Source organism: Sphingobacterium anhuiense, from assembly GCF_042686355.1.
Classification (GTDB): Bacteria; Bacteroidota; Bacteroidia; order Sphingobacteriales; family Sphingobacteriaceae; genus Sphingobacterium; species Sphingobacterium anhuiense.
Map to the genome: position 1 here is coordinate 1 of NZ_JBHUPE010000001.1, position 19,306 is coordinate 19,306.

Here is a 19,306-nt window from a genome sequence, read left to right on the forward strand (position 1 = left end):
GAAATAGTCAAGTAAGGATAATTATCGTTAAATTTATATGTCAACCTATTCTAGGACGCTACATTTTATATGATCTATTTGATTTATTTCAGCTTTCCAATCTCGTCGATGGTAAGGCCTGTAGCTTTGGCAATCTGTTGAGTAGACAAACCCATCTCTTTCAAATTCAAAGCTGTCTCAATGGCTTTTTTGTGTTCGCCTTGGGCAATCCCTTCTTTTAAACCTTCTTTTAAGCCTTCTTTTAAACCTCGATCATGTCCAATACGCTGAGCAGTAGAATAGGTATTCTCTGCATCGCGCTTATGTTTTAAACTTGCTTCGTATGCCATCTTATCCTCCGGTGTTAATTTTGCGACTTCGCCTATGTCAAAGATAAGACCAAATACCCGCTTATCCAAAAAATCCGGTATTTTATCAAGTTTACTCATGTTTTTCAATAGATATAACCACATATCCATATCTGTCTTTATATCAGCCTCATTCTTATTAAAATTTGGTAATACTAAGAGCTTGTAACCAAGCTTTTCATAAAAAACACGATTACTCCGCTTATCGCAAAGGGCAACATCGTAAAAATACTTACCGCGTTCAGTTTCTCCTAACTCAAACTCTAAGATACCGATAAAATATACTTCGGGAAGTTCGTATGTATTTCCCTTATAGCCCTTGGGTATAAGTTTATTGATAAGCCTGGATGTATAAAAAACGGTCCGGTCTTTAAAAAAATCTTGATAAAGCTGTTGCATCTCTATAATGAAATGCTCACCATCAATACCGGTACAATAGAGATCGAAAATAACCTTCCGATCATTTTCAACATCGCCATCATGCTCCAAAGGCCGATAATAAAGATCTTGAATAACTTTCTCTCCCTCAAAGAGTCCATTTAAAAATCCAATTAAAATAGGCTTATTTTCTTCTCTTCCAAAATAAAATTTAAAACTCCAGTCGCCACTAAAACCAACATACTTGCCCATGTTACTTTTTGTCTTTTTCATAATAATATGCTTTGCTTAAATAATTAATATTGCTAAGCAAACATCAGAAAAACTAAAATTATTAGCCGGTTATTAAACGTTTGTTGTCGATAGTAGTCGTTTGTTGTCGGCTAGCTGGCAACAAAAGCATTAACTTGTTAACCTAGTCTTGCTTTCCAGACACAAAAAAAGCCACATCTTACGACGTGGCTTTAACTAAACATATGATTAAACAATAAATTACTTATAAGAATTGATCGATTGGGATACTTTCCAGTTACCGCCGTCATTGACTAAAGTCACGAGATCGGTTTTGGTAAAACCTTCAAACTGCATGGTTACTTTGGCGATCATATAGTCTGCTGACTCCTGTACGATAGTGGTGCTGGTTTTACAATTCAGCTGCTCACCTTTTTGCTTTTTTAAGAAGGAAATAACTTCTGAACGGCTATTGCTTTTATCTTCTGATGCATGAACTTTTTGACTAAAATCGGATGTAAACAACTGCTCTACTCCTGCCGACTGACCCTCTGTCATAACTGCTACATAATGATCAATGGCTAAATCTGCTGTAGATAAGTTGACTACTGCTTTTTTAGGGTTTGATACCTCTGGTTTGCCTGCTGCCATAGTGAATGTTGATACTGCGATCAAGGCTGCTGCTGCGAATGTTTTTGCTATAGTATTCATAATGTCTTTATGTTATATTGTTAGTTTTATCTTATTTGTTGATTCAAAAGTAGGGTGTGATTCGTCCCTACCCTATGGCAATTAGATTAAACCAATTAAAAACTCGGTGAATGAGGGAAATAGATAGGTGAAGTTGCATGGATCGATTCAAAATGCTAAATTCAGTACATAAATTGTTGTATAAAATATGATCAATGTTTATATAGATAAGTTGAAGAGGCATTATGAACAATACTTTGGTATTTCAGGAATTGTGCATAAAATTGATAAGGGACCAATAAATAAACTCGATCCTGAATTTTTCATATTAGAGTTTCCTCCCAATCAGATTCATAATATGTACACCTATTGTACAGTAGGAATGTCATTAAACAGGTGGGATGAAAACTTGATTGAGTTATTCATTTATGCCGCTGAAAAGAATTCATTACTTGTAGACCTTCTCTGCTACTGTGCAAGCTACCATCGAAACGATGCGCCATTGAACTTACATCACACAGTTAATTTAGGACAACCTTGGTTGAGGGAATCGTTATGCGACCATGGCTTTATATCTTTTCCTTATCTGGAAAAACCTGACTATGAGCAAATAGATATAGATCATAAAACCATCAAATGCTTTTGGTATATTCCTATAACAAAAGCTGAACGGGATTTTAAAATTGAATTTGGATATGATGCTCTAGAGACAATTTTTGAAGAAAAAGAATTAAATTATCTAAGTCCTGAAAGAGCCAGTTTAATTTAAAAATTAACATTTTTTGATTCAAGATTATTGTTCAAAATCTTATTACTATTCTTTCTTTTTGATCACTTCTCCACTTGATGATATTATATTGGTGAATGAATAATCATATACGCGGTGCAGTATTCCCATTTTCTTTAATATTTCTTCAGCATCAGTTCTTATGTTTATCCAGCTCGGATGTTCTTCCAAATATTCCCAATCCCATATCTCACTTGGCATTTGATCCACCTTAGTTTTGAACGTCAGTAGTTCTTGTTTGTATATGATTGGTATTAGCTTTTTCCTAAATACCGTTTCGAAGCACACAGGTATATACGCATATTCCAATTCCTCATAAAGCTCTGTCATTGGGTTGAAAAAGGGAGATGCCATTAACGCTAGTTCTCTAGAGTTATAAGTGAACAGAATAAGCGAATTTACGATATTGGTATAGTAGAACTTGACGTGCTTGTCATACTCTTCCAATTCAGATTTTGTAAATCCTAATTTATCAACCTCGTCTATTTCATAAATTTCAGATGTTATCAGGTCAATTTGTTTTCGGCAATAATTTGCATCTTCATCTAGCCCTATTTCGTTAGCCAGCTGATATAGTTCAACCCACACTTCTTTAGTGAACTGTACGGTTCCGTTAATACCTAACTCTATCAGACTTTCAATTGTAAGCTCCCACTCCTCCTGATGGTTGTATTCTACACTTTGTTGAAAATATTGCTTATCAGCAAATGATTCATTAAAGGAATTAAGCAGTTTTCTTAATCTCTTCTTTATTGAAGGTTTGCTATTCCATCGTTTCAAAAAATCAAATGTACCCATTTTAAATAGACGCTTTATTATCCCTTATTAAATATGTTGATTAATGATGAATATTTCAGCATTTTATTCACATAAGAATTCCTTTCTTAAATCATAAAACGATTATTTAATATAAAACAATAATAAATTTTGAAAAACTGGTATTATGCAATAAAAATTTCAGCATAACAGTCGTGAAAAATTTATGTACAATAATATATTCGAAAGTAAAACACTGTTACGCTTTCTTCATAAACAAATGTTAACTTCGACTATAAACCAATTGATTATTAACAGCATAAATCATGTATAAAATTCTTATTCAAGAAATTATGGACTCCTCAACTCATGCAAATATTATCACCCATACAGACCGAATACGTTTTTTCATAAAGGATATATGAATAAAATTAACAAAAAAGTTGTCATAAGCCATAAATATTATTATAATTGAAAAAAAATACAATATTATTTAAACATTTGGAAACCAAAACCAAGTGATTCACACTAATATCATAATGAAAAACGAACATGTATGGCATAGTAACGAGAGTTTACTAGAGCGTCTAAAATTGGGCGATCTGGATGCTTTCAACGTTATCTATGAGCGATACTGGTCCGTTCTAGTGAATGAGTCCTTTAAACGACTTAATAATATGGCTCTTTGTGAGGAAGTGGTGCAAGATGTATTTATAGATCTTTGGCAGCAGAGAGCGGTGAGAGATATCCAGAATCTTGAAGCCTATCTGCGTACCTGTATGAAGTTCAAAGTTTTTGAAGTTTACAAGAAAAACAGGAGAACAAAATCAATGCTCGAAGAAAATCTATCGTTAATGCAGAAAAATGAGATTTCCGAATATGATCAATATGCTGAAAAAGATTTAAAATCTCTAATAGAAGAATGGATTGCCCATTTGCCACAGAAAAGAAAAGAAATTTTTAAAATGAGATATCTCGATGAATTTTCTACAAAAGAAATAAGCGAAATGACTGAAAGCTCACAAAATACAATACAAAACCATTTAGGTATCTCCATTGCTAAGCTAAGAAAATTAATCATTCAACATTTTTTAGTTTTTATACTAACTTTATTTTATTGATTTCAAGCAAGTTGCAAATAAATCACTTTTAGACTAGTACGATATTCCGATTTAAGTACACTGTATATATAAATACTGTACTAATCAAAAATGGAACATCATAACCCAAGGCTTCAAAATCTTATAGATAAATACTTAAAAGGTAAATGCAACAAAGAGGAAGCGGAAATTGTCGAAAATTTTTTTGAAAGTTTTTCATCACGCCCAGATATCTTGGATCAACTTGATCATGAAAAACAGAATGAAATAAAAAGAAGAATCCAGGAAAATGTCGTAAAGAAAATTTCTCCAACACCCATCCGAAAAATCGGTATGATTAAACTTGCTATTGCCGCGACTGTAGCACTTTTCTGTATTTCTATTGCATATCAATATCTGTACAAAAACAGTAGCTTAAAAAATATAGAAATCAACTTAGCAAATGGACAACAGCGCCATATTACCTTAGAAGATGGAACAAAAATTACGCTAAATGCATCCAGTAGAATTATTTATCCTAATTCTTTTAAAGACTCTTCTAAACGTGAAGTGATTTTAATAGGTGAAGCATTTTTCGATGTCGCTAAAAATCCAAAAAAACCTTTTATCATCCATACTCCTAGAATGGAAATCAGCGTCCTGGGAACTGCTTTTAATGTTCGTGACTATGAAAATGAAAGAAATGCAGAAACTGCTTTAATACGGGGAAAAGTTTCGATATGGAAAACTGGCCATACGGATAAAAAATTTATCTTGAACCCGAATGAAAAGTTTGTGCTGTCTAATGCGATTATCCATAACAATGCACAATCTACCAATCCAAAAGTTGTTTCTCTGCAAAATGCCACAGTTGCAGTCCAGCCTTTAGTTGTCTCAAATCAAGACGGTACTGCACTCGAAACAGAATGGATGCTTAAACGGATGACCATCCGTGATGAAAGATTGGCAGATATTGTTATAAAATTAGAACGTATGTATGGTGTGGAGATACAGATCTTAAGTAGTAAAATCGCAACTCAGCGCTTCTCTGCGACATTTGAAAATGAAGATTTAGACAATATCTTAAAAGCACTGCAGACGGTCAATTACTTCCAGATCAAAAAGACAGGTAACAATCAAATACAGCTATTTTAAAACAAACTAACCTACATAACTCATATGAACAAAACAGTACCTAAATTTAAAAAAGAATCCAGATTGGCACTGCTTCTGGTTTGCCTCAGCACAGTGCATGTGCAGAGTTTTGCCTATTCACAAACTGAAAAAATTGATGTATCCATAAAGTCTGGCAAACTGGAAGACGTGTTTCAGACAATAAATGAAAACAGTAAATACAAAATGTTCTTCAGCAAGGCTATACTTCCCAATTCAACAGTAAATATTATAGCTGACAAAATCAGTATCAAGGACGTGCTCTCAAAATCTCTTTCAGGAAGTAATCTGACCTGGGAACTGCTGGATAATAATATAATAGCCATAAAAGAAAAGAAACAAAGTCAGCTACATTTGGCCGGACAAGTACTTAATGAAAATGGCTCTCCGTTAGCAGGTGTGTCCGTGATAATAAAAGATTGGCAAAAAGAGGCATACCGGAATATACAGACAAGTACAGCTACTGATGTGAATGGACAGTGGGGATTGAGGATACCCAATGAAGATATCACCATCATATTTTCTTTCATGGGTTACCAGAAGGTGGAGATCTCAGCCAAACAGCTTCTAGCAAACACGACTCCTATCCGGTTGAAGCCTGAAGAAGGCAGTTTAGAAGAAGTTGTCGTGATCGGATATGGAACAACAACACGTCGATTAAATACGGGATCCGTAGCTTCGATAACAGCTAAAGATATTGCATCTCAACCTGTAAGTAATCCCCTGGCAGCATTAGCGGGTAGAATGTCAGGTGTACTGATTGCCCAAAATAACGGTGTACCAGGAAGTGCGGTACAGATACAGATCAGAAACCAGGCTTCATTAAGCGGGACGACCTCAGGGTCTATTCCTTTGTACGTTATTGATGGGGTGCCTTTCACGAATTTTAACGGCGGTCAACCTGCAACCGACAATCTAAACTCTTTTGGTATTTCTGGATCTTCTGGCGGTCTAAGTCCATTTAGTATGATTAACCCTTCTGACATTGAACGTATAGATGTACTGAAGGATGCCGATGCCACAGCAATTTATGGTAGCCGTGGTGCCAATGGTGTCGTATTGATTACGACAAAGAAAGGATCATCGGGACGCACGCGCATCGGTGTTAATTTTAACACTGGATTTACGGAAGTTAATCGATTTATCCCGATGATGAATCTGGAAGAATACCTATCCTTGAGAAAGGAAGCTTTTGTTAATGATGGTATGGTACCAACTGCAACAAATGCTCCAGACCTTTTGTTGTGGGACCAGAATAAATCTACAGACTGGCAAAAAATGCTGATCGGCAATAAAGGTCATATTACCGATATGCAAGCGAATATGTCCGGCGGAAATGAATCTACACGCTTTTTCTTTAATTCAGGATACAGACGCGAAAGCACGGTATTTTATGGAGACAGTAAAAATAGCAGGTTTACCTCTCGTCTCAACCTGGATCATACGTCTGCAGACAAGAAGTTTAATGCGGCACTATCTGTAAGTTATGCCAATGATAATTCGGATATGCCATCTTCGGATATTACTTCCATGTACAACCTGCCTCCCAACTACCCTATTTATGATGACAACGGCAGATTTTATTGGCTACCGTCATCAGCAGGGATCAACAATCCTATTGCTATGCTCAACAGAAAATACATAGGAACTACAAATAACCTTATTTCAAATGCAAACTTGAGTTATAAGATTATCCCTGGACTGACCGTTAAAACAAATTTCGGGTACACCATAACACAGCTGAACCAAAATAACCAGACACCGATTTCGTCCTTAAATAATACCCTGACGAATCCATTGGGCTCATCTGCTTTTTCTAATACAAAAGCTGAGAACTGGATTATCGAACCCACATTGGATTACGTCAAAAATATTGGTCAAGGTAAATTAACAGCATTAATCGGTACGAGTTTCCAGCAGAATTCCTCCCGCTCACAGACAACTAATGGATCTAATTACAGCAATGATGCACTTTTAGGATCGCTCAGTGCAGCAGGAACTTTCACTGCAAGCAACAATCTTGTTTATTATAAATATAATGCTGTATTTGGAAAAGTGAATTACGACTGGAATGAGAAGTATTTATTTAATGGAACATTCAGAAGGGATGGTTCTTCACGTTTTGGCCCAAAAAACAGGTTTGGAAATTTCGGCGCGATAGGCCTTGGCTGGGTATTTGGAAAAGAAGATTTTGTGCAGGACAAACTGCCGTTTCTAAGTTTCGGGAAGTTAAGAGCAAGTTATGGTACAACCGGGAATGATCAGATATCAAACTATATGTATCTGCCACTCTATTCCTCTGCTACAGCCTATCTAAATAATCCTTCGATGAACATTGGAACACTTCCTAATGAATATATCAAATGGGAAACAACCAAAAAGATGGAATTTGCGCTGGATCTTGGTTTCTTAAGAGACCGCATCTTATTCACGGGTAACTATTTTAGAAACCGGTCAGGTGATCAGATTACCGATCTTATTCTAAGTACTCAAGTTGGGTATAACAGTTATAAGGCTAATCTTCCTGCACTTATTCAAAATACAGGTCTGGAATTGGAATTGAATACCACCAATATTGCTACAGAAAATTTCACATGGAAAACATCGGCCAACTTCACATTCTATAAAAATAAATTAGTGGAATTTCCAGGAATTGAAAATACGTTTTATGCAAGCAGTTTTCTAGTTGGAGAACCGCTTAATCTGATCCGTCTTTATCATTATCAAGGGGTAGATGAAACAACTGGCAGAGCAACTTATGAGGACCGTAATGGTGATGGAGTTATCAATGGAGATGACCGTTATGTTGCTGATTTAGGAACACCTTTTTATGGTGGATTTAATAATACGTTTTCATACAAAGGATTTGAGCTGGGCGTATTTTTCCAGTTTAACCATCGATTTGGAGTAACCAAAATTTTAAATACAAGACCTGGAGCAATGGTTAACCAGAATGAATACTGGCTTGGAAGATGGTCTCCAACAAATCCGAATACAGATATTCCTGGTGCGATCACCCCGTCATCACCAACTTCTACGCCTGCAGGAACTGCTTTAAATAATTCATACAATCTATACAGTAGCTCTGATGCTGTGTACGGGGATGCATCTTATATTAAATTGAGGTCTATAAATCTTTCCTATAACCTGCCAAAAAACTGGACTTCAAGATTGAGAATGTCCAATTGTAGTGTATTTATGCAGGGGCAGAATCTGTTTACCTGGGCAAAAAATAAGTATGTACTGGATACGGAAACTACCGTCCAGGGTGGTCCATCTGGTTTAGGTACAGGAACTATCGCACAAGTGCTACCTCCACTGCGCACAATTGTCTTTGGATTTAACTGTCAATTTTAAAACGTACAACAATGAAATTAAACAATAAAATCATCATATCGCTTATACTGACCAATGGGGCACTTTTATTTAGTTCCTGCGAAAAATTTGTAGATCTTGGCGCTCCACCGACTCAGGTTATCACTGGAGATGCGTTTGCATCAGATGCATCAGCAAATAGTGTGATCCGTGGATTGTACAGCACAGTATTAAATATCAACTTGTCTGGTACGACCACGTTCTTTACTGGAATCGCGGCAGACGACCTTCAATATAATGCGACAGATGCTGGTATAACAGAGTTCGCAAGTAATAATATCTTAAATACAAATAATAATGTGGCTAACCTGTGGTATAATTGTTATCAATTGATCAAGAATACCAACAACGCTATCTCAGGTTTGGATGCTTCCAATTCCCTCACGCCAACTATAAAAGATCAGCTGATAGGTGAAGCTAAATTTTTTCGAGCTTATGCTTATTTCTATCTTGTGAATCTATATGGTGATGTTCCTTTACAATTGCGGAATGACCTGTATTCATTTGAAGATGCTTCTCTACCAAGGACAGATAAACAGCAGGTCTATGATCAGATCGTCAGTGACCTCAAAGATGCAGAGAGTAAAATGCAGACCAACTATGATGCAACTGCCAGTCCAAGAGGACGGGCAAATAAAGCTGCCGCCAGTGCCCTATTGGCCAGAGTATATTTATATCAAAAAGACTATCAAAATGCCGAATTGTATGCGACCAAAGTATTGCAGTCTTCTGATTATGGTATGCCTGCTCCAGACAAAAACTTCCAAAACACCAGTAGCGAAGTTATCCTTCAACTGGGAAATCTGACTGGTGTCACAACTTTCGGAGCAAACTACATTACCGCAGCGACTGCTGTCCCTGGTTATACGCTTCCCGATGCAGTATACAACAGTTTCGAGTCATCGTCCACAACGGATTTAAGAAAAATGAACTGGACAAGTCTTAAAACCATTTCAGGTAAGAACTACTATGCCATCACTAAGTATAAAGTAGCTTCTGGAACAGGTGCAGAATATCATATCATACTACGTTTGGCTGAACAATATCTTATACGTGCTGAAGCCAGAAGCAGACTCAATAACCTAAGCGGTGCACGCGCTGATATTGATGCTGTACGCAGTCGTGCCGGATTAACAGGTATCAATAACGGCAGCAACCAAACACAATTATTGACCGCGATAGAAACTGAGCGTCTGCATGAATTTTTTGGAGAGTATGGTCATCGCTGGCTTGATCTTAAACGTACTGAACGTGCTAACGAGGTTCTTTCGCCTGTTAAATCAAATTGGCAACCTACAGATGTGCTTTTTCCAATTCCTCAGGCTCAAATTCTGATCAATACTAAACTGACACAAAATCCTGGATACGAAAACTAAATTATTATCTAAACTGATTATTAAAAAATGAAAACAACAATCTTAATCATTGCCTTGACTTTTGCCCTAGCTAATGTAATGGCACAAAAGGCATCAGGAGACAAATTTCAAAAATATCTCCCTATAATAGAAAAAGGCAGCATAGCTCAAAAAGATTCGCTTACAAATGTACTTTTGACCGAAATTAAGAGCTATAAAACAGAGCAAGAGTTCCGTACAACAATCAATATCCTAAGGTCATTGGGAAAGGAACAGCAACAGGCTTCGGTAGAAGCTATTGCGAAAAAAAAATATCCTAAGGGATCACTGACCCGCGATGCTTTTATTACCAATGTTTTTTATAACGCATCTACTGTCCAGGAGAAAGAAAAAGCTTATAATGACCTGAACAAAAAGTGGCCGTCCAAAAACTTCAGCGAAGAGCTTTTGACCTATGATTATGTTTTAGCCAATTTAGCGCAGGGATTTGCAAATGATGGAAATGCCCCTAAAGCTATCCATTACCTTGGCGAAATGAAAGAAAAATTTTGGCGTGGCAATGGATATCTACCCGTAGGCCAGATTTTATTATCGGCAGGAGATACAGTCACCGCAGCACCGATCCTAAAAACTGCGATGGATGACAGTTATTATTACCTAAGCCTGCCTGAGGATCAAAAAGACAATAAAGCAAGATTTGCTTCCATGGGTTATGCCAGCTCTATGTCTGCTTATGTCAATATCTTAGTAGCTCAGAAAAAATATAACGATGCACTTGGTTACATAGAAAATGCACTGAAAGCAGCTCCTGAACAAGCTGACGGATTAGCAATGGTTTACTACAAGTCGTTGATGGGAACCGGACGAAAACTTGAGGCATACAATATTTTGACGAAATTATATGCTAAAGGACAATTTGCTGTTGAAAATGATCTTAAAAAACTCTATTTGGAATTGAACGGATCTGCTCAGGGTTACGAAAATTTTAATGCATCATTAAAAGAAACTTTAACACAGACCATACGTGACCATATTAAAGAGATGGCAACCTTCAAACCTGCTCCAAATTTTGAATTGCTCAATTTAAAAGGTGAAAAGGTATCGTTAGCCAGTTTAAAAGGAAAAGTTGTCATTCTTGATTTCTGGGCTACTTGGTGTCAGCCTTGTGTGCGTTCATTTCCGGGGATGAAAGCTGCACAGGAATCATATGCAAATGATAAAGATGTTCAATTCTTGTTTATGAATACTTGGGAACGCGACAAAAATTATAAAGAAAATGTGTTGTCTTTTATAACAAAAAATAATTATCCTTTTGAAGTTCTTTATGATGATCAAAAAGATCCTCAAACTGGTGAGGTAATGGCTGCCAAATTTGGTGTGAAAGGTATTCCTGCTAAATTTATTATTGATAAGGAAGGAAATATTCGATATTTCTTAACAGGATCAACGCCGAATGTTGACTATATAAAATTAGAAATGAAGGAGTTGATCGAAGCTGCAAAGAAACCCTTTAAAGGTTAAAAAATACTAGATTTAAAATTAAAATAGTAGGGAAAATTACTACCCTACAATGGTGCGGTTGTGCTAGGTTAATATTAAAAAATTATTGCAAATTTTCACTTTATCACAAAAGCCAGCTTTTTTAATAGAAGCTGGCTTTTCTAATTTTAAACATATTATAAATTTATAATACTAAGTTGCGGATAAGTGAAGTTTTGAATGTAAATAAATCAAATTGATGCCACACCTATGCTAAAATCCAAAAAACACTTCCTCCAATCTAATGAAGAAAGCGTTTCTGGGCTGGCTAAAATTAATTCCTATAGCCGTCTATTGCTGTAATTGACTATTTTTTATATTCTGAAATAATGATATTTTGATATTCTAAAGGAGCATTGCTTGAAATTTTTAAATGGGTCATAGGACTATCAGGGAAAAATATGTCTGTCATCACCGAAAGTCCGTTATCTGCAAAAAACTCGACAGAAGTCACATCAAAAAATACGTTCATGTCTACTTGAGACTCTTTTGAAAGACGGGGAGCTACATGTTTTTTAGGAAAATCGTGACTAAAGGATATATTTCCAGATTCACTACGATTGATAAAATACTGATCTTTGGCTTTATTATACCCAACTGTTAGCTCATTTCCTTCTTTATTGAATAAAATAATCTTAAAATCCTGTACTTTCAGTTTACTGATGTCCAATTGGAATCCTGTAGGCAGATGATCACTTAACAGAATCTCGTTTACTTTTTTAGGAGCAATTGTTTTCGATATTTTAAAAGCATTTTCAATTTCTTTAGCGGGTTTACTTGCTACATAATACTGTTTATTTATGCTTGTCAGTGATAATTCACGTGGGATCGTAGAAGCCGACCGCCATTTTAATGTGGGTACCTCATTCGCATACTGCCAATTGCTCATCCATCCGATAAATAAATGACGATCCTTCACATTATTCCAGGTTACACCCGCATAATTATCTGTTCCCCAATCCAACCACTTAATCTGGGTATCATCTGTTGTGAAATGCTTTCCATCAAAATCGCCAACAAAATACTGTGTCGCAGAACCACCATTTGGTCCTCCTGGATTTATACTGACCAATAATATCCATTTTGTTACCCCATTATCTGTCATTGGAAACAGATCTGGACATTCCCATACGCCACCATGAGCTCCGTTTTCTTTTCCGAAACTACTCTCCATCTTCCATTCTTTCAGATTTTTAGAGGAATAAAATGTGATACAGTCCTTTGTTGCTAAAGTCATGATCCATGCTTGTGATTTTTCGTGCCACATCACCTTTGGATCTCTGAAATCCCAGATTCCAGGATTTGGTAATACAGGATTTCCCTTGTACTTTTCCCAAGTTTTACCTTGATCTAAACTATATGCCAAGCTCTGGTATTGATGTAAACCGGTTCTCTTGTCTTCTTCTTTGTGGTTGTGATGCGTAAAGATTGCGACCATGGCATCTTTACCAAAACCAGCTGTATTATCTTTATCAATAACAGCGCTCCCTGAAAATATGGTCCCCAGGCTATCCGGATATAGCGCTATTTTCTGTTCTTCCCAATGCACAAGATCTGTGCTGGTAGCATGTCCCCAATGCATGGGACCCCATTTAGGTTCATCTGGATTATGCTGATAGAAAAGATGATAAGTACCATTGTTATATACCATTCCATTTGGATCGTTCATCCACCCTTCTTTAGGTGTAAAATGATATAAAGGGCGATAATTTTCCACTTGTACCATTTGCTTATCTTGTTTCGTACTTCCAGTCTGAGCGTAGCTAAATAAAGGAAGTGCTAGTAATATAAATGCTAATTTCTTCATCATGATTTAAATTTTTCTATAAGGTTTATCAAATACAAATTAATTGTTTTATTATTATTTCTCCGTTTAATTCCGCTAACTTTAATCAATTCATTAAAAAAGTTTCAAACTTTGATTTATAATATGTGCATTATAAAAGCGGCAGTATACATATTCTTTATGCTGGTTCGTCGCCCAAAACTACAGTCACCGTGTATGGAAATGTTTGCCCCATATAAGTAAGCGTATACTTTACGGCTGAACTGAAATCAACATATCCGCCCTGCCCCGGTGCTATACTTGCTCCATTAGTAAATTCTACTGATGGATTGAGTTCTTTTACAGCTGTACCAACCGGTAAATATATGGTGATACTTTTATTTTCTTGATTAATAATACCCACTTTGTTACCGATACGGAAAGCTGTTATTTCGGCTATAATCTCCTTAACTGTTACCTGGTAGGTATTAAAAACGTTTCCATTATATACACGATAAACTAACGGTGTTGTTGAAGAAAAGGTGAAATTCTGAGCACTTCCAGAAGCTGGGGCGACAGTTGCATTTTCAGGTAGCGCAATACTCGGCTTTACCGCAGAAAGATCCGTCCCTGCTGGTACAAGCACACTAATTGTTCCTTTCTCGTTATCGACAACGCCTGCTGTATTTACCACTTTAAAAGAAAGGATATTGACATCCGAACTCAAATCGAGCGATGTAGCTGAGTCCTCCTTACAAGATGTAAACAATCCGATAAATAGCAGGAAAATTCCTAAGCCTATATTATTTTTTAATGTTTTCATTCGTTTATAATTGTTTTACAAGTGATATCAATGCATTCGAGCATTGATTGATTCATGTCTCTATTTATTTAGCAGAAATTTTTTTCCACTTCATTTCACCATCACAAAATGAACAAGTGTTAATATCCTGCATTCTGCTTATACAAGTATTTACTCAATCTGATCTGTGCTTCCGGAATAGGCAGATACTCATACTTATCGGCAGTAAAATGGGAAGAAGCATAATATGATCTACGTGATTTTTCGACATCGTAATAAGCGTTCATAGACTCACCTGCGATCCCCCAGCGCACAAGATCAAAAAAACGTCCGTTCTCCATGGCCAATTCTAATCGGCGCTCCCAACGTAAGGCCTTGCGTGCATTTTCTTCGTTCCAAATGATATTTTCTCCATTTTTATACGTTTCAATGAGCATCTTATCTGTTGCATAGCCCGTCAGTGTCACACTGTTTTTTGCACGTATGCGTACCTGATTGATTAATTGTAGTGCTTCTTGGGAACGGTGAAGTTCAATAAGTGCTTCGGCACGCATTAACAATACATCGGCAAAACGAAGGACGATACGATTTTTTGTATTCGCATAAAAGGGTACCATCGGAACAAAACAATCACAGTCTGGATCAACATTTTCTTTCAAAGAGGCGTACATAGCGTATTCCGACGGATTACGGGTCCAGCTTTCTTCATACACATGTTTCGCACTGTATTTATATGGTAAATTTGGAATTGCAACAGTATGAAAAAGCCTAGGATCGTATTTCTCCGCAACATTAAATGTATTAAGTGTATTATAGTTATCCAACGGCAGTCCTTTTCCCGTGGTACGGAAGGCATTCACCAAACTTTGACTAGGTTTATTGAAATCACAGCACCCCAATCCCATCGGCACAGAAAGGACATCAGATAAGTTCACTCGACCAAATTTCGTTCCGTCATCTTTGGAAAATTGAATCGAAAAAAGTGCTTCGGTACCGTTTTCATATTGACCCGGCAGGAAATTAAATCCGAAATCTGTTTCTAATGTACGATTTGAGGATAAGACAATATCTGTACTCTGTACTACTTTTTCAAGATCTGTCTGATTTATACTGGTGACCGCATGTCGCTCTTGATTGTCCTGACGGTAAGCTTTATACAAATATGTTTTTGCTAAGTACGCGGCAGCCGCAATACGGCTGGCACGACCAACCTCTGTCTGAACAACTGGCAAATGATCTGCTGCATATTGAAAATCATCTGCGATCTTCTGCCATAATGCATCATTGGTTAACGCTCGGTTATCAATCGTTTCATAGCTATCTATCGGCACTTGCTCATCAATATACGGTACATATTTGAAAAGGATCTTGAGCATAAAATAAAAGTGTCCACGGAGAAATCTTGCTTCTGCCATTTTTTCGTCTTTATTCGCAAAATCACCCATTTCCTGAATCGTCCGGATCGTGGTATTAGCACGGGAAATCGATACATATAGTTGAAACCAGAGACGGTTTACTTCATCAAAAGTCGGTGTAATATTGTTTGCCGTTTCCAGAAAATGAAAGACCTGTATATCTTGGGGCCCTGAACCTCCTTTATAGGCATCGTCAGATCGTACCGTTCCATATGGCCATAAACTAAATGGAACATCATAGTGATCGTTTCCCAATGCTGCATAAGTGGCTGTAAGTAATCTTTCAGGCTCCTTCACCTGATCGGAACTCAATACGCCTTTTGGTGTTTCGTCCAAGAACTTATTACATCCGGACAAAAGTCCTGCGGCCAATACCGTTATTATTATTTTATTAAATGTTGTTTTCATGAGAATAATTTTTTTTAATCACACACTCATTAATTAGAAACCAATGTTAAGTCCTGCTGTCCATGTGGTCGGTATGGGATATCCCCATCCGACGTTTTCAGGATCAACACCCGTAAAATTCTTTGATTTTAAGGTAAATAGATTCTGACCGGTAACATATATGCGTAAACGGCTCATGCGTAACCGCGAGGCGGTATCTGTTGGTAATGTATAGCCCAGAGATAAATTACGAAGTTTCATATACGATCCATTTTCTATAAAATAATTGGATAGACGTCCCTCATCGTTATTGTTTACTGTCTGCAGTGCTGGAATAGTAGAATTAGCATTCTGTGGTGTCCAGGCATTGAGTAAGCGGGTACCTTTATTGGAGTTTACATCATCAACACTCCAAAAATCGGTCTGCTTCTTTAACCAATTTTCAACATCAATACCCTGTACTCCCTGAAAGTAAGCCGATAGATCAAACCTTTTGTATTTCAATGCAATATTTATACTGTATGAAAAATCGGGGTGCGGACTACCGATCCAAGTACGGTCCAGATCTGTAATCTGACTATCGCCATCATAGACATTCACATACCTTAGGCGTCCAATACCTTTACCTGCCTGATTGACATGCGCATCGACCTGATCTTGATTCTGAAAGATTCCGTCAGTCACATAACCATAGAATGAGCCTAATGGCCGACCTATGATATTATCACCCTGACGGCCACCATATGAATTTTCAACGGCTTCTGGTAAATGGGTAATTTTATTTTTATATGCTGAAAAAACTCCTGTTATATCATAGTCTAAACCAAAAGCAGTTTTATTACGATATCCTGCAGAAATGTCCACACCTTTATTTTCCATCGAAGCTCCATTAGCCCAACGGTAGCCACCTTCTCCTACTACACCGATATAGGCAGGATTGATCAACATGTCTTTTGTTGCTTTGACATACCAGTCGATCGATCCATATAGACTCTGATTAAAGAATGAAAAATCTAACCCAATGTTGGTCTGTGTGGTTGTTTCCCACTTCAGATCATTATTTTCGGTTTGAATTTTACGGTATCCTGATGGCAATATTCCCGATCCTGTTCCCGAAAGATCGTATGCTGTCCCGTCTATAATATTCCAGGTTGGATCGCCAATACCATACTCTGGGACAAACAGTGCATAAGTAGCTAGATCTCCAATTCCTTGATTTCCGGTCTGCCCCCAACCTACACGAAGTTTTAAATCTGATATATAACCTTTTGTTCCTTCCATAAAGCGCTCTCCTGAAATCCGCCATCCTGCGGTCACGGCTGGAAATGTTGCAAAACGATTATTTTTTCCGAATCGTGATGAACCGTCATGTCGCACAGTAAAGGAAGCGAGGTAACGGTCATCGTATGCATAATTCGCCTTTCCGAAGTAAGAAAGAAGCGAAAAGCCAGTTGAACCGCCACCTACTGCTGCTGTTCCAGTACTTACACCTGGCCACATGTATTCAGGTGTTTCAATAGCAAAGGCACCATTACCTGCAGTATATGCATTGAAGCTGATATCATTTTGACGATTCATTTCCATACCAGCTAATAAATCAATTGCATGCTTTTCAATAACTTTCCTATAGTTTGCCGTATTGGATAAGGTCCATTTCATACCGTGCTTCTGTTCCATATTCACACCGCTCCGATCGCTGTTCATGAAGCCCGAACGATAAGAAAACTCCATATTCCGCTTGTAAAAATTACTATAATCAATACCATAACTGGTACGGACATGTAAGTCTTTTATGATCTGTAGATCGGCATAGACATTGCCAAATAGACGCCAAAAATTATATTTATTATTTCGATTATCATACAGTAAACGCATTGGATTATGACGGTCGTTCATACCTAATGACGGGCCACCCCATCCTGCTCCGTCTACGGTATGTACCGGTATAATCGGCAAGGCTTTTAAAGATAGATCTAGGACATCTCCCGGTACTTGAACTTCACCCGTATTGTTGACCGTGAAATTTTCTCCGATAACCAACTTACCGTCGAAGAGTTTGTAGTCTGTATTCATACGTGCTGATATCCGTTGGAAATTTGTATGTTTAATTGTACCGTTATTGTGCAGATATCCTAAAGAAAAAAACGAACTCGATTTTTCTGTCGCTGAACTAAGTGTCGCATTATAAGATTGGAGCAAACCTGGTTTGGAAACTTCATTGAACCAATCTGTATCAGCAGCATACATGGTATGCTCCCGGTCAATATATTTAGAAACGTACACATGATTTAACTGTGGATCACCATTGGCATTATTGTTCCAATCAAATTGATATCCAATATTATTAGCATTAGGATTTCCGCCACTGTTCATGGTTGCCTGCCATAAAGCTTGACCATATTCCAAGGAATTGAGTACCTTCATACGGTTATTAAAATAGGTATTGGTTAGAAATGCGTCGAATGTAAGCTTTGGGGCTCCAATTTTGCCTTTCTTTGTCGTAATTACAATGACACCATTGGCAGCACGAGAACCATAGATACTCGCCGATGAAGCATCTTTCAATACCTGAATACTTTGAATGTCATTGGAATTCAGTTCGTGCATACCCCCCTGTGATGGCATCCCATCGATAATATATAGTGGGTCCTGACTACTGTTGATTGAGCTGATTCCTCGCATGCGCACTGTAGCAGCACCGCTTGGATTACCATCAGATGTCACGGTCATTCCTGCTACCCGGCCCTGAAGTGCTTTGATGGGATTATTTTCAGGGGCTTTCATCATTTCTGTAACATTGACCACACTGACTGCACCTGTGAGATCTCGTTTCCGCTCTGTCTGGTACCCCGTCACCACGACTTCATCAAGTCCTTGTTCTGTGTTGACTAGACGGATCTCCACAAACTTCTTTTCCCCGATTGCGATAGTTTGTGTTGTATAGCCTACATTCGATATTTCAAGTGTAGGATTGCTACTGGATACCTGGATCGTAAATTCTCCTTTTTCATCTGTCTTGGTTGCCTGCCCCGTACCTCTGGCAATCAAAGATGCACCTTCTAATGGTGCTGCCGTTCCACTATCTGTGACTCTTCCTTTAATCGTTGCCTGCTGTGCATAACTGGCTACAGAAAAAAGAATCAAAGACAGAAACAGCATGATTTTCTCTCTCGTAAACATAATTTGGTTATTTTATAAATGGATAATTATTTAGATTGATTTTCTTA

At 37.4% G+C, this 19,306-nt stretch carries 13 protein-coding genes; 6 read left to right on the forward strand and 7 right to left on the reverse strand.

Annotation, left to right across the window (positions count from 1 at the left end):
- Positions 1–83 precede the first annotated feature (83 nt).
- Positions 84–998: an Rpn family recombination-promoting nuclease/putative transposase gene (locus ACFS6I_RS00005; RefSeq protein ID WP_380917196.1), complete on the reverse strand. Its 915-nt coding sequence runs from the start codon at positions 996–998 to the stop codon at positions 84–86.
- A 219-nt stretch (positions 999–1,217) separates the two neighbouring features.
- Positions 1,218–1,667, reverse strand: coding sequence for a nuclear transport factor 2 family protein (locus ACFS6I_RS00010; RefSeq protein ID WP_380917198.1), 450 nt, complete (start codon positions 1,665–1,667; stop codon positions 1,218–1,220).
- Positions 1,668–1,854: 187 nt separating this feature from the next.
- Here ACFS6I_RS00010 and ACFS6I_RS00015 point away from each other — a divergent pair, with 187 nt between their 5' ends.
- The gene (locus tag ACFS6I_RS00015) at positions 1,855–2,415 is read left to right on the forward strand and encodes a suppressor of fused domain protein (protein WP_380917200.1); all 561 of its coding nucleotides are present in this window, start codon (positions 1,855–1,857) and stop codon (positions 2,413–2,415) included.
- A gap of 45 nt (positions 2,416–2,460) precedes the next feature.
- Here ACFS6I_RS00015 and ACFS6I_RS00020 read toward each other — a convergent pair whose 3' ends face one another.
- Positions 2,461–3,231, reverse strand: a complete 771-nt coding sequence (locus ACFS6I_RS00020) for a hypothetical protein (protein WP_380917202.1) — start codon at positions 3,229–3,231, stop codon at positions 2,461–2,463.
- 497 nt (positions 3,232–3,728) lie between these two features.
- Between ACFS6I_RS00020 and ACFS6I_RS00025 the strand changes: the two genes are divergently transcribed.
- The 5 genes from ACFS6I_RS00025 to ACFS6I_RS00045 all read left to right on the forward strand — a co-directional run bounded on the left by ACFS6I_RS00025 (position 3,729) and on the right by ACFS6I_RS00045 (position 11,692).
- On the forward strand, positions 3,729–4,310 hold the full coding sequence (locus ACFS6I_RS00025; RefSeq protein ID WP_380917204.1) for an RNA polymerase sigma factor: 582 nt from the start codon (positions 3,729–3,731) through the stop codon (positions 4,308–4,310).
- A 90-nt stretch (positions 4,311–4,400) separates the two neighbouring features.
- Complete coding sequence (locus ACFS6I_RS00030) at positions 4,401–5,423, forward strand: FecR family protein (RefSeq protein WP_208696868.1); 1,023 nt, start codon at positions 4,401–4,403, stop codon at positions 5,421–5,423.
- Between the two features lie 24 nt (positions 5,424–5,447).
- Positions 5,448–8,798, forward strand: coding sequence for a SusC/RagA family TonB-linked outer membrane protein (locus ACFS6I_RS00035; RefSeq protein WP_380917206.1), 3,351 nt, complete (start codon positions 5,448–5,450; stop codon positions 8,796–8,798).
- An 11-nt stretch (positions 8,799–8,809) separates the two neighbouring features.
- Positions 8,810–10,192 (forward strand): RagB/SusD family nutrient uptake outer membrane protein, encoded by a 1,383-nt coding sequence (locus tag ACFS6I_RS00040; protein WP_380917208.1) that lies wholly within the window; start codon positions 8,810–8,812, stop codon positions 10,190–10,192.
- Between the two features lie 27 nt (positions 10,193–10,219).
- A complete protein-coding gene (locus tag ACFS6I_RS00045; protein WP_380917210.1) occupies positions 10,220–11,692 on the forward strand; it encodes a TlpA disulfide reductase family protein in 1,473 nt (490 codons plus the stop codon).
- A gap of 325 nt (positions 11,693–12,017) precedes the next feature.
- Here ACFS6I_RS00045 and ACFS6I_RS00050 read toward each other — a convergent pair whose 3' ends face one another.
- The 4 genes from ACFS6I_RS00050 to ACFS6I_RS00065 form a co-directional block, all read right to left on the reverse strand.
- Positions 12,018–13,520 (reverse strand): glycoside hydrolase family 32 protein, encoded by a 1,503-nt coding sequence (locus ACFS6I_RS00050; protein ID WP_380917212.1) that lies wholly within the window; start codon positions 13,518–13,520, stop codon positions 12,018–12,020.
- 154 nt (positions 13,521–13,674) lie between these two features.
- The gene (locus ACFS6I_RS00055; RefSeq protein ID WP_380917213.1) at positions 13,675–14,298 is read right to left on the reverse strand and encodes a hypothetical protein; all 624 of its coding nucleotides are present in this window, start codon (positions 14,296–14,298) and stop codon (positions 13,675–13,677) included.
- Positions 14,299–14,417: 119 nt separating this feature from the next.
- Positions 14,418–16,100, reverse strand: coding sequence for a RagB/SusD family nutrient uptake outer membrane protein (locus tag ACFS6I_RS00060; protein WP_380917215.1), 1,683 nt, complete (start codon positions 16,098–16,100; stop codon positions 14,418–14,420).
- A gap of 33 nt (positions 16,101–16,133) precedes the next feature.
- The gene (locus tag ACFS6I_RS00065) at positions 16,134–19,259 is read right to left on the reverse strand and encodes a SusC/RagA family TonB-linked outer membrane protein (RefSeq protein WP_380917217.1); all 3,126 of its coding nucleotides are present in this window, start codon (positions 19,257–19,259) and stop codon (positions 16,134–16,136) included.
- Positions 19,260–19,306: the final 47 nt, after the last annotated feature.